The sequence below is a fragment of the Azospirillum sp. B21 genome, from assembly GCF_008364825.1.
GTDB lineage: Bacteria > Pseudomonadota > Alphaproteobacteria > Azospirillales > Azospirillaceae > Azospirillum.
Map to the genome: position 1 here is coordinate 35719 of NZ_VTTO01000007.1, position 12689 is coordinate 48407.

The following is a 12689-nucleotide window of genomic DNA, read 5'->3' on the forward strand; positions in this document are numbered from 1 at the left end:
TCAGACCCCGGAGGGGGCCGGCTGGGGGACCGGCTCCGTCGCCACGTTGCTCAGATCCAGCCGAAGCCATTGCTGGAGGATCGGCAGGGCCAGCGCGATCAGCCGCACCTTCTGCACGGTGATCTCCACCGACACCAGCGTGCCGCCGTCCATCGAGAATTTCGGCGGATTGCCGGTCGACCAGCGCAGCGCCCCGGCCGCGTCGCGGTCCAGCCGGATCATGATCTCGAAGGGAGTGCGCAGCGTCTTTTGGAACTCGTTGACCAGCGCGTCGTTCTGCAGGGTGCGGAGCATGCCGACGCTGCTGGCGGGGGTGTCGGCCACGCGGTCCACCCGCCCGACCAGATGGCCGTGCTCCTCCTTGCGGACCGACGCCGGCGACACGTCGGCCTCCATGCCGTGGCGAAGCTTCTTGCCGTCCTGCGCCCCGACATAGACCAAAGCCACCAGATCGCTTCCCTGGCCCGGCAAGGCGCCGTCGCGCTCGACGCTGACGATGGGTGCGCCGCTCGACACCACCTGCCCGATGTTCGCCTTGGCCTCGACCACACGCCCGCCATAGGGCGACAGCACGGCGGCATAGCGCGTCAGCCGGTCGCGGGCGGATTCGACCGCGCGCGAGGCGGTCGCCACCCGCTGCTCGGCGGCCAACATGTCCTTTTCGCGCTGGGTCTGGCGGCGGGCGGCGTCGAGCGTCATGGTCTGAAGCTCGTTGCGCTGCGCCTCCAGGTCGGAGCGGATGGTGAACAGCTCGATCTTGGCGGAGATGGCGCGGTCGCGGGTGGTCAGTCCGCGGTCGGCAAGCTGGCGGACCAATTCTTCGCGCTCGGTCATCATCCGCTGGCGTTCCTGCAGCGAGGCGATGTTACCGTTGACCGCCTGCTCGCGCGCCTGCCGCCAGACCTCGTCGGCATGCAGGTCGCGCTCCTGGAAACGCCGCATGTCGTCGCGGGCGGCAAGCGCATCCTGCAACTCGCCTTCCGCTTCGGCCAGCCGCAGCTTCTGCTCGCTCTGGTCGACCAGCGCCACGACGTCCCCCGGGCGGATCATGTCGCCCGGCTTGAAGCGGATATCGTTGATCCGGCCGCTCGATTCCGACACCACGTCGATGACGCCGGCAGGGCTGACCAGGATACCCTGACCGGTGACCTTGATCGGCACGTCGGTGAAGGACGCCCAGACGACGACGCCGACGACCAGCAGCGCCAACGTGACGCAGAAGGCCAGCACCGGCGGCCGCACCACTTCCAGGGCGTCGTCCACCTGGGAAACGGAGGTGGCGGCGGCTGCGGCTTCGGCACGGAAGCTCGCCTTGCCGCCGTTTCCGCCACTGCTGCCTGCCGGGCCGGCGGCGGATTGGGATGCCGCCGCCGGCCGCTTGGTCGTCGCGCTGTCGCTCATGCAGCGATGCCGTCCGCTGCCCTTCCGCCGGGCATCACCACTTCTTCATCTTCTTCTTGATGGTGTTCGTGACGCTCTTGGCCGTGTTCGACACGCTGTTGACGGTGCTCTGCGCGGTGCTCGACACATCATGCACCGCCGACTGCGCGGTGCTGCTGACCGTGTTCGCAGTGCTCTGGGCAGTGTTGGACACCGTATGCGCCGCGTCGGTCACCGCCGGAGCCGCCGTGGTGGCGACGGACTGCGCCGTGTTGGCAACGGTGTGGGCGGCATCCGTGACTGCCGGAGTGGCCGCGGTGACGGCCTGGGCACCGGCATGTTCGAGCGGAGCGGTGTTGACGGTGACTTCGCTGCTCAGCGTGACGCCACCGATGCCGACCGCGACGCTGACGCCGGTCCCGATGGTGACATGGCCGTCGGAATAGCCGGCCGTCACCTCGGTGCCGCCGCCCACCGAACCGCCGCTGATGTAGCCGACCTGCCCGGTGCCGCTGACATTGTTGTCGCCCACGGTGACGGAGGCCGAGACCTCCTGATAGATGCCGGCATAGCCGCTGGCCCCGGCATCGACGCCGCCCGCGCCGATGGAGGCGGTGACCTCGCCGCCGGCGCCGATCGCGATGGTCTGACTGGCCGTGCCCTCGACCGTGACGCCGTTGCCGACATTTCCGCCGGCCGAAACCTCGGTGGTCATCGACACGCCGACAGAACCGGACGCGGACGCCTCCACCCCCGTGACCGAAACCGAAACGCTGGCGCTGCCGCCGACGCCGGCCTCGTAGCTGACGGTACTCGTGACCGGCCCGCTGGAGATCGAAACGCTGCCCTGGCTGCCGGCAAAGCCCTCGGCCGTGGCGGTCACGCCGCCGGACCCGATGGTGACACCGGCCGATCCGCTCGCGCCGGCTCCCACTTCGGCCGTCACGGTGGCGCCGCCGACGTTGTGGCTGGTGGACGTGGAAACGCCGACACTGCCCGAAGCGCTGGCAACCTCGACACCGACGCTGACGCTGACCCCGTTCTCATCCTCTTGCGCATGACCCGACTGGGCGTTGGTCGTGCCGGTTCCCCCGACCACCACCAGAAGCTCGTCATCGGGGAGCTCGACCATCACCGCCTGCATCTTGCTCATGCTTGCAATCCCTGGTTATTGGATGATCGAAAGTCCTTCGACCCGACATTCGTCGCGGCCGGTAAACGCGCGAAGTTCGCGTCAAATCATTTGTATGGGTGCTAACCGCTCGAGGTAATCCCATGTTTATGGGAGACCTTGAGAATCCAAATTTCCCGCAAGCCCCGGTGGTAGTGCAGCCTTGGGTTTTCTATTGGGTGTCTTGCAAACCAGGGAGGCGGAACGGCAGATCGATGATGACCCGCGTTCCGTCTGGTCCGCTGAGCAGGGTCAGTTCGGCACCCAGCGACGCCGCACGCGTGCGCATGTTGTTCAGCCCCTTGCCGGGGCGTGCGGCAGCGATCCCGCCCCGAATCCCATCTGGAATCCCACCTGGAATCCCACGTGGAATCCCCCTGCCCTCATCCCGCACGATGATGCGAACCGCGAACGGCCCCTCCCTGTCGGGACCGCCCTCCAGATGGCCGGCCGGTGCCGGCGCCATGACGATGGCGACCCGGCGGCAGCCGGAATGGCGCACTGCATTGGTGACGGCCTCCTGCAGGATGCGGAACAGGGTCAGGGCATGTTCCGACCTGAGCCCCTCTATGTCGGGCAGCGGCGCCATCTGCCAGTCGAGTTCAATCCCCTGGGCCTGGAGTTGCGGACCGATGCGGTCGTAGAACTGGGCCAGCATCATGCCCAGGTCGTTGCCGACATCGTCGAGCGATGCCACGACCAGCCGGAGATCGTCGAGCGCCTGCCGGGCCGCCGCACCGATGCGACGATAGTCGTGCTGCGGCAGCTCGCATTGGGCGACGATCGACACCAACTGCCCGGCCAAGCCGTCATGCAGATCGCGGGTCAGGCGCAGCCGCTCGCTTTCGAGGGCGGCGGCGCGGGTCTGCGCCTGTTCGCGGGCGAAGCTGGCCCGCAATTCGGCCTCCGCCGTCGCCACTTCGCGCCGCAGAACGTCGTTGAAGCGGCTGACCTCGCCCAGCGCCTTGGCGAACCGCCACATCAGCGTCGCGCTGATCACCGTCATCAGCAGCGGCGCCATGTAGCGGGTCATCGACGGCACGCGCAGGTCCAGAACGCCGGTCATCGACAGGATGTCATGGGCGGCCATCAGGATGATGACGATCAAGCCGCCAAGCACGATCTGGGCGGGAGCATGATTCCGCCGGACCGCCGCCGAAATCAGGATCCCGGCCGACCAGCCCAGCATCGCGATCGCCCAGGGGATGACGGCGACCAGCCAAAGCAGGGCGAACCATGGCTGCAGCCGCGGCGGGTCGAGGGCGGTGATCAGGAACGCAATGGCGATCACCGCCGGAACCACCAGCAGCAGCCGGATCGGAACGGCCAGTTCACGCCCGACCAGACGGCACATCACGAAGGGCAGCAGCGCTCCCTGCCACTGGCCGGCGAAATTGACGACGCGGAACAGCCATTCCAGCCCGCTCGGCCCGGTGCTGAACATCGGCAAGCCCTGGAGCACGCCCAGCGCGAGAATCAGGCTCATCACCAAATGGATCGGCTCGTCCCGGTGACCGATCCACACGATCAGCAGGGACAGGCACAAGGCCGCCTGCCACGCGACCAGCAGGCGCGGCAGCGTGACCATCATCCACTCACGCTCACCGTAAGCCGCACGCAGCAGACGGTCCGGGCCGACCAGCACCGTGTCGAGAAATCCGCCGGACTGGCTCCAGGCGTCCATGCGGATGTCGATCCGGTTCTCTCCATCTTTCAGCAACTGGGTGGGGACCCGCTGGATCAGCGGCATCGCCTGATTGACGACCACGTCCGACTGGGTGGTCTGGCTGTCGGCCAGCAGCGCTCCGTTCACCCACAGCGTAATGCGCCCGGACAGGATCGGCACATAGACGGACCAGGGCCCGTCCTCATTCGGAACATAGCGGAAGGTCAGTCGGAACAGGCCGGAGCAGCCGACCGGATCAGGAACCGCCTTGCAACGGTAAGGAAGCGGGACGGTGGCGACGCCGGGGGGCATCGCTTCGGGCGGCGGACTGTCCAAAGAGTGGTCGCCGGCCACCGCGGTGAAGCGCGCCTCCACGATCGGCAGTGCGCCATCGGGTGTGGGCGGCGTCGCCATCACCAGTCCGAGGCCGAGAAGGACAGCCAGTCCGTAATAAAGAAGCAGCAGCGGACCGCGGCCTTTCAGCCATGCCCGCAGGCGCATCGGCAAATGCGGACCGGAGGCCGGCAATCCGGCGATGTGTTGGCTCACTGGAGTCAGTCCGACAGCTTGATGATTCTCCGCTCCACTGCAGTGTAGACCGCTTCGCTTCGGGAGTTAACCTCAAGCTTACGGTAGATGTTCTTGATATGGCTGGGAACCGTCTGCCGGCTGATTCCCAGGCGCGCTGCGATGTCGTTGTAGGTGAAGCCTTTGGCGATGCCCCACAGGATGTCCATTTCTCTCGGGGTCAGAGGGGGCGGCGCTTCCTCCGTCTTGGCGGGCGGGCCTGCTTGGGTCTGGCGGATGATGTGGCGGGCGATGGACGCGGAGATCGGAGATCGGCCATTGGTCAGGTCATGCACCGCCGCGATCAGGTCGATCGGCCGCGCATCCTTCAGAATGTAGCCGGAGGCGCCGGCCCGCACCGCCTGCATCACCGACAGCTCGTCCCCCAGGACGGAGATGACCATGATCTCCGTCTCGGGCAGGCGTTGCCGCACCTCCCGGATCAGGTCGCTGCCGTGACCGTCGGGCAGCTTCAGATCGGTCACCAGCACGCTCGGGCGGCAGCGCTCCAACGCGGTGCGCGCCTCCGTCAGCGTTCCGACGGACGCCTGTAGGGAGATCCCGTCGCCCGCGGCCAGCGATGCAGCCAGGAAGTCCCGGGTCGGGGCATCGTCCTCCACCAGGATCACCGAGATGACGTGGTCGGCTCTGGCGGCTGACCCTGCCTGATCCACTGTGACGCCCCCTGCAGTCTGCCGGTTCGATGGTTCGAATCGAACGTCATCATACCGGGCAACTGCGGGAAGTCACATACCATGAATGCGGGATGCCGCCGCCGGTACACGATCTGCGACGATGCACCGGCTGACATGCACCAGCCGCCATGAACCCGCCGCCATGAACCCGACAACGGGACTGCCGCAATGCCCTTGCCGACCACCTCACTTGCCGCCTCCCCTTGCGGCATCGAACTGCCCGCCGCCGCGCTGGAGGAGTGGCGCCGCATCGTCGGGCCGGAGCATGTCCGGACCGGGGAAGCCGACCGGCTGGACTGGGGCCGCCGCACCTTCGCACCGGATGTGCGGGTATCGGCCGTCGTCAGTCCGGGCGATGCCGACCAGACCGCCGCCTGCCTGTCGACCGCCACCCGTTACCGCCTGCCGGTCCATCCGGTCAGCCGCGGCGCCAACTGGGGAATGGGATCGCGGGCGCCGACGCGGGACGGGGCCGTCATCCTCGATCTCCGCCGGCTGGACCGCATTTCCGGCTTCGACGGGCGGCGCGGGCTGGTGCGGGTCGAGGCCGGGGTCACCTTTCAGGCCCTGGCGGACTTCCTGGAGGAAAGGACCGACCGCTTCTTCGTGCCGGTCATCGGCGGCCCGGCACAGGCCAGCGCGCTCGCCAACGCCCTCGACCGCGGAGACGGCAGCATGGGCGAGCGCTGGACTTCGCTCTGTGAATTGGACGTCGCCCTTCCGGACGGCCGGCGGCTGCGGACCGGTTGCGGGCCGCTCGGAGCGGACAGGACGGTCGGGCTCGACCCGGCGCCGGCCGGCCCGCTGATCGACGGGCTGTTCAGCCAGTCGAACCTGGGGGTGGTGACAAGCGCCGTCATCCGGCTGGAAGCCATGCCCGGCGATCTCGCCATCCTGTCGGTGGACATCGGGGGCCTTGATGCCCTGCCCGCCTTCATGGAGGTTTGGCGCGACTGCCAATGTGAGCAATCCCTGCCCGACCGATCGCTGACCCTGTGGAACGGCATCAAGTGGCTGGCGCTGGACGAGGTGCGCGCGGCGATACCGGCCGACCGGCTCGCATCGGCGGCATTGGACGAGTGGCATGCCTCCGCCGTGATCCGGGCGGAGGCGCCGGAGATACTGGAGGCCCGCGCCGCCCGTCTGTCCCGACGTTTCGCCGCGGTGTCCCGGACGGTGGAAGTGGACATCGCGAGGCGCGACGGCACCTGGATCGAGGGATTCGAGGATTGGCTGGGGGTGCCGGATGGGCGCAACCTGCGCACGGTCTACTGGCGCAAGGAGCGGCATCCCGATCTCACGACCGCCGATCCAGACCGCGACGGCTGCGGACTGATCTGGCTCTGTCTCGCCTTTCCCTTCGAATACCAAGCATTGATCAGTTATCTGACCTGGGCGCGCGGCCGGCTGGAAGAGGCCGGGATCGACCTGAATGTCGGGATCGAGTCCAACGGCTTCCGCTGCCTGTTGAGCTATTTCACGCTGGGGTTCGACCGTGCTGCGCCGGGGGCGGACGAGGCGGCTCTCGCCGCCTATCGGGATCTGATCGGAACCGCATTGGAACGGGGCTTCGTCCCATATCGGCTGGCAAACGGCCTGCCGGTGCCTGAGACGATGCGCGAGACGCCCGCGGCCGCATTGCTGGCGGAATTGCGTGCGGTGGGCGACCCAGCCGGCGTCCTGTCACCCGGTCGCAACGGTATCGGTCGGTTGCCGTGATGGGCGTTGTTGCAGCGAACCGGGTGCTGTGATCTTGCGTTTTCCTTCCATGTCCGCCGTCAGGTGATCGTCAGCCCGCCATCGATCGCGAAGATCGCCCCGGTGGTCCAGGCGGCCTCCGACGAAGCGAGAAAGACGGCGATGCCGCCGAGGTCGCTGGCTTGGCCGATCCTGCCCAAGGGGTAAAGCCGCTTGACCAATTCTTCCATGGCGCGCTGGGCGTCCTCCGGCATCGCGGCTATGGTGCGGCGGCGCAGATCCGTGTCCACCGTGCCCGGCGCGATGGCGTTGACGCGGATGCCGCGCGGTGCCAGCTCGTAAGCCATGGCCTTGGTCAGGGAATTGAGCGCCCCCTTGGTCAGGGAATAGAGGCTGGACGGTCGCCCCGGCAGCATCTTTCCGGAAAAGTAGGAGGAGATGTTGATGACCGATCCCCTCGCGGCGGGCATCAGCGGTACCAGAGCTTGCGTCAGGAAGAAGGGCGCCGTGACGTTCAAAGCGATGCTGTGGTCGTACTGGGCCCGGTCCGCCTCCAGATAGGGGACGAAGGTCGCGGTGCCGGCATTGTTGACCAGCACATCGACGGCCCGGCCAAGGCCGGCGATCTCCGCCGCGACCCGCTCGAGGCCAACGGGATGGCCGAGATCCGCCGCGACGGTGGTGACCTGGATCCCGCTGCGGGCCAGTCTCGCGGCGGCGTCCGCCAGCCTGTCGGCATTGCGCGCGACGAGGCAGAGATCGGCCCCCTCGCGCGCGAAAGCCTGTGCGATCGCGTAGCCGATGCCGTCCGACCCGCCCGTGACGACGGCGAATGCCCTCGAAAGTCTCATCCCTGCTCTTCCTTCATCCCGCCAGACCAATGGATGGTGGTCAATGAGAGGCCACGCCGAGATAGCGCTGCTGCAGGCCGTCGTCCTCCCACAACTCCCGGGAGGAGATGACCAGAGCGATCTGGCCGCCCGACATGATGGCGACGCGCTCCGCTGCGCTGGTGCCGACGCGCAGGTTCTGCTCGACGATCAGCACGGACGTGCCGTCGCGGTGCAGCGAACCCAGCACCTCCAGCAGATGATCGACGATCTTCGGCGCCAAGCCCTCCGACGGTTCGTCGAGAATCAGAAGGCGCGGGTTGGTCAGCAGCGCCCGCCCGATGGCCAGCATCTGCTGCTCGCCGCCGGAGAGTTGGTTGCCGAAGTTGCGGCGGCGTTCGGCCAGCCTTGGAAAGACCTCATAGACGCGCTCCGCCGTCCAGGGACCGGGGCGCCGGCCCTGCATCAGGCGCAGATGCTCGTCCACGGAGAGCGACGGGAACACCCGCCGCCCCTGCGGGACGATGGACACGCCCTGGCTGGCGATGTCGTGCGGCTTGCGCCCGGCCAGTTCCACCCCATTGAAGCGGATCGATCCGCGTCCTGCGGGCAGCAGCCCGATCAGCGCGCTGCACAGCGTCGTCTTCCCCGCCCCGTTCCGGCCGAGGATCGCCAGGCTCGGCCCGTCGAGCCGCAGTTCCACACCATGCAGCACGGGAAGCGCGCCGCGCCGCACCTCCAGCCCGCTGACCACCAGGGAATTAGTGCTTTCCACCAAGATACAGCTCCCGAACCAGGGGGTTGGCGCGAATGTCCGAGGGGGTGCCCGCTGCCACCACCGCGCCGTCGCGCATCACGGTGATCCGGTCGGCCAGCGAGAGCGCCACGTCCATGTCGTGCTCGACGAAGAGCATGGTGATGCTGCGCGGCAATCCGCGCAGGATCTCGACCAGACGGCCGCGGCCTTGCGGGGACATGCCGGCGGCGGGCTCGTCCATCAGCAGCAGTTCCGGCTCACCGGCCAGCGCCATGGCGATTTCCAGTTCCCGCTGCTGGCCGTAGGACAGGGTCCCCACCGGCTGGGCCAGCACCTCGTCCAGCCCGAAGCGCGCGGCGCTGACCCGCGCAGCCTCCACCTGCGGCCGGTAGGCCCCCCAGGGGCGGAGGCCGAAGCGTGGCCCCCGTCTGCCCATCACCGCGACGCGCAGGTTGTCCTCCACCGAGCGGTCGGCGAAGGTCAGGCTCGTCTGGAAGGTGCGCCCGATGCCCAGCCTCGCCCGCTGGTGGGGACGCAGGCGCGAGATGTCGCTCCCCTTGAAGGCGATGCCGCCGCTGGTCAGCGGCACCTCTCCGGAGATGGCGTTGAAAAGCGTCGTCTTCCCGGCCCCGTTGGTGCCGAGCAGGGCATGACGTTCTCCGGGCGCAAGCGCCAGGGATACGCCGTTCACCGCGCGCACGGCGCCGAAGCTGATGGATGCCTCTCGAACAGCCAGGATCGGCGGGGTGGACATGGCGGGCCTCCGGGAGATAGGCGGTCAGTTGCAGGACGGGTTGTCGCGGGAGGCCGGGCCGAGCGCCAGGAACTTGGCCCGGTCCATACCCAGCGCTTGGTCGACGCCTTTCGCCACCGTCACCACCTTGCTGTAGAAGGCGCCGTCGGGCCGCTGGGCGACCTCGGTCACGAAGTTGTCGGCGACGGCCTGCCGGTTCTCGTCCAGCCGGATCAGGCCGGTCGGCGACCTGTCGGTCAGCTCGGTCTTCGCCAGAGCGGCCTGGAACGCCTTCTGCCCGTCGTCCAGCCTGCCGCCAACCTGCTCCAGCGCCTGGAGCACCGCCAGCGTGCTGACGTAATAGCCGTGGGCGAACAGCGACGGCGATTCCAGCCCATCCGGGTACTTCGCCTTGTAGGCCTTGACGAACGCGGCCCATTTCGGGTCGTCGTTGGAATCGGCGACCGGGCCGGCGGAGATCATGCCCAGCACCTTGTTCTTGAAGGCTCCCTTGGAGCTGAGCACGGTCTGGTCGACGGTGACGCTGCTGCCGATCAGCGGCGCCGTACCGCCGGACTGGTAGTATTGCGTCAGGAAATTGACCGCATCCGCCCCGCCCAGCAGGACATACACGGCATCCACGCCGTCCGGCAGCTTGGCGATGACGGAGGTGAAATCCTTGGTGCCGACCGGCACCCAGTTCTTCTGGGAAATCTTGCCGCCGCGGCTGCAGAATTCGGCCTGGAATCCCATCACCTGCGAATAGGGAAAGGAATAATCCTCCGACACGACGGCGATGTTCCGATAGCCCTTGCTCTCGTAGGCGTAGCTGCCCAGCCCGGCCTGCCATTGCGCGCCGTCCAGCGTAAAGCGGTAGAAATTCGGTGCCGGATCGCGCAGCGTCGTGTCCTGCGCGCCGGAGGTGCCGTTGACGAAGGTCTTGGACGGAACCGATTTGGCGTATTCCTTGACGGCGATCCCCTCGCCGCCGGACAGCGGGCCGACGACGATGTCCACCTTGTCCTGCTCGATCAGCTTGCGGGTCTTGGCGACCGCCACGTCCGGCTTGGCATTGGAGGATTCCTTCACCAGCACGATCCGCTTCCCGGCCACCTTACCCTCGAAGGCGTCCACGGCCAGTTCGACGCCGCGCATCCCGTCCAGGCCCGATTGGGCGAAGGGGCCTTCCAGGGTGGCCAGCGCGCCGAGGCGGATGTCCTGGGCAAAGGCGGGGGACAAGGCCGTGCCGGACAGCAGAGCCGCGGCGCCCAGAATCGTGTGCAAGGTCGTCTTCATACCGCTTTCCTCCCGCTTTTCGCGCACACGCCGGTCCAGGCCGGCTTGATCTGTGCGCGCAGTTGTTGGATCAGTCCGATCAGGCCGTCCTTCGCGAAGAGGACGATCACGATGAAGACGGCCCCGATCACCAGATTGAAGCGCTCGCGGTCGATGACCGACGCGGCGTAGTTCTCCAGAAGAACGAAGGCGGCGGCCCCCAGAAAGGCGCCCAGCGGGTGCCGGATGCCGCCCAGCACCGCGACGACCAGCAGGTTGACCGCCGCATGCACGTCCACCGCACCCGGCGACATCTGGCCGCTGAACCACGTGTTCAGCACCCCGCCCACCGACGCGATCAGCCCGGCGATGCCGAAGGCGGCGATGCGCAGGAGCGTGGTGCTGAAGCCGAGCGCCGCGACCCGCCGCGGGGCATTGCGCAGGGCATGCAGCTGCAGGCCGAAGGGCGTGCGGTCCAGATGCATGACCGCGGCGGCCGACAGGACGGCGGCGGCCAGAGCCATGCCGTAGAAGGGAATGGGCGCCCGCAGGTCCATGCCGAACAGTTCCGGCGGCTTCAGCCCGTTGATGCCGTCGAAACCGTTGAAGATCTCGGTATTCTGCGAGACGAGGTAGAACAGGCTGACCGACATCGCCAGCGTGATCATCAGCAGGTAGATGCCGCTGGACCGCACCGACACCCAGCCGACCAGCAGGCCCGCCAGCGTTCCCATGACGAGCGCCGCGCCGACCGCCAGGGGCCAGGGCACCGCCATGCCCACGCCGGTGATGTTGGGCGACAGAAGCGCCAGCGTGTAGCCGGCCACGCCTGCCACCCCGGCCTGGGCGAAGGATACCAGCCCCGCGCTGGAGGTCAGGAAAGTCAGGCTCAGCGCCATGGTGCCGATGATCAGCACGCGGGCAGCGACCGTGCCCACCCAGAATTCGCCGGCGATCAGCGGGAAGGCCAGGCCGGCCAGGGCCAGCCACAGGACGGGATGGCGAAGGAGTTGTTGAGGCATCGGCGTCATCCCCGTCCGAGAAGTCCCTGGGGCCGAACCGCCAGGACCGCAACCATCAGCAGGAAGGTCAGCAGGGTGGCGTAGTTCGGGATGAAGGCGAGGCCGAACTGTTCGGCGAAGCCGATCAGGAGCGCGCCCAGCGCCGCCCCGGCCAGACTGCCCATGCCGCCGATGATGACCACGACCAGCGAGGACAACAGGAACCGCGCGTCCTCTCCTGGCGAGACGGAGAGGGCGCTGCCGCCGATCACTCCGGCCAGCCCGGCCAGACCGGCGCCGAGTGCGAAGACGAGCACAAGCACCCGCTGCACGTTGAAACCCATGGCCGAGAGGATGTCGCGGTCGTCCACCCCGGCACGGATCAGCATGCCCAGCCTGGTCCGGTGGATCAGCAGCCACAGGCCGAGCCCGACCAGAAGCGCGCTGGCGATGACCACGAGGCGGATCGTCGGATAGCCCCGGATCACCGGCATGGGAGTCGTGCCGTATAAAATCTCGGGCGGAGCGAACTGGTAGGTGATGCCGCCATAACGGGCCAGCAGCAGGTCGCCGACCACGATGGCGAAGCCGATGGTGACCAGCGCCTGCCGCAACTCATCGCCGCTGAGCGTGCGCAGCAGCGTCAGATGCATCACCAGTCCGACGGCTGCCACGGCAACCGCCGCCCCCGCCAGTCCAAGCAGCCACGACCCGGTGTAGGACGCGATGTCGTACCCGACATAAGCGCCCAGAAGATAGAAGGCGCCATGTGCCATGTTGACGGTGCGCAGCAGCCCGAAGATCAGCGAGAAGCCGCTGGCCACCAGGAAGTACAGCGATGCCACGGTCAGCGCGTTCAGCGACAGGAGAATATAAAATCTCATGCTCGGCGGCCCCGATGCTGGGGATGGAGGGC

At 67.7% G+C, this 12689-nt stretch carries 11 protein-coding genes; 1 reads left to right on the top strand and 10 read right to left on the bottom strand.

Annotated features, from left to right (window positions below):
• The 4 genes from FZ983_RS17900 to FZ983_RS17915 form a co-directional block, all read right to left on the bottom strand.
• Nucleotides 1-1401 (bottom strand): NHLP bacteriocin system secretion protein, encoded by a 1401-nt coding sequence (locus tag FZ983_RS17900; RefSeq protein WP_149224881.1) that lies wholly within the window; start codon nucleotides 1399-1401, stop codon nucleotides 1-3.
• 34 nt (nucleotides 1402-1435) lie between these two features.
• Nucleotides 1436-2533, bottom strand: coding sequence for a hypothetical protein (locus FZ983_RS17905; protein ID WP_149224882.1), 1098 nt, complete (start codon nucleotides 2531-2533; stop codon nucleotides 1436-1438).
• A gap of 190 nt (nucleotides 2534-2723) precedes the next feature.
• Entirely contained in the window at nucleotides 2724-4766 is a 2043-nt protein-coding gene (locus tag FZ983_RS17910; RefSeq protein WP_149224883.1) for an ATP-binding protein, read from the bottom strand.
• A 5-nt stretch (nucleotides 4767-4771) separates the two neighbouring features.
• Nucleotides 4772-5458 (bottom strand): response regulator transcription factor, encoded by a 687-nt coding sequence (locus tag FZ983_RS17915; protein WP_149224884.1) that lies wholly within the window; start codon nucleotides 5456-5458, stop codon nucleotides 4772-4774.
• A gap of 189 nt (nucleotides 5459-5647) precedes the next feature.
• Between FZ983_RS17915 and FZ983_RS17920 the strand changes: the two genes are divergently transcribed.
• Nucleotides 5648-7198, top strand: coding sequence for an FAD-binding oxidoreductase (locus FZ983_RS17920; RefSeq protein ID WP_149224885.1), 1551 nt, complete (start codon nucleotides 5648-5650; stop codon nucleotides 7196-7198).
• A 59-nt stretch (nucleotides 7199-7257) separates the two neighbouring features.
• Here FZ983_RS17920 and FZ983_RS17925 read toward each other — a convergent pair whose 3' ends face one another.
• The 6 genes from FZ983_RS17925 to FZ983_RS17950 are packed head-to-tail and all read right to left on the bottom strand — an operon-like array spanning nucleotide 7258 to nucleotide 12657.
• A complete protein-coding gene (locus FZ983_RS17925) occupies nucleotides 7258-8028 on the bottom strand; it encodes an SDR family oxidoreductase (RefSeq protein ID WP_149224886.1) in 771 nt (256 codons plus the stop codon).
• 40 nt (nucleotides 8029-8068) lie between these two features.
• Nucleotides 8069-8782 carry an ABC transporter ATP-binding protein gene (locus FZ983_RS17930; protein WP_247883810.1) on the bottom strand — a complete coding sequence of 238 codons (714 nt, stop codon included), beginning with the start codon at nucleotides 8780-8782 and terminating at the stop codon, nucleotides 8069-8071.
• Nucleotides 8769-9518, bottom strand: coding sequence for an ABC transporter ATP-binding protein (locus tag FZ983_RS17935; RefSeq protein WP_149224888.1), 750 nt, complete (start codon nucleotides 9516-9518; stop codon nucleotides 8769-8771). Before FZ983_RS17935 ends, FZ983_RS17930 begins: the two co-directional genes overlap by 14 nt.
• Before the next feature lie 24 nt (nucleotides 9519-9542).
• Nucleotides 9543-10793 carry an ABC transporter substrate-binding protein gene (locus tag FZ983_RS17940; protein WP_149224889.1) on the bottom strand — a complete coding sequence of 417 codons (1251 nt, stop codon included), beginning with the start codon at nucleotides 10791-10793 and terminating at the stop codon, nucleotides 9543-9545.
• Nucleotides 10790-11794, bottom strand: coding sequence for a branched-chain amino acid ABC transporter permease (locus FZ983_RS17945; protein ID WP_188092389.1), 1005 nt, complete (start codon nucleotides 11792-11794; stop codon nucleotides 10790-10792). Before FZ983_RS17945 ends, FZ983_RS17940 begins: the two co-directional genes overlap by 4 nt.
• Nucleotides 11795-11799: 5 nt before the next feature.
• A complete protein-coding gene (locus tag FZ983_RS17950; protein WP_149224891.1) occupies nucleotides 11800-12657 on the bottom strand; it encodes a branched-chain amino acid ABC transporter permease in 858 nt (285 codons plus the stop codon).
• Nucleotides 12658-12689: the final 32 nt, after the last annotated feature.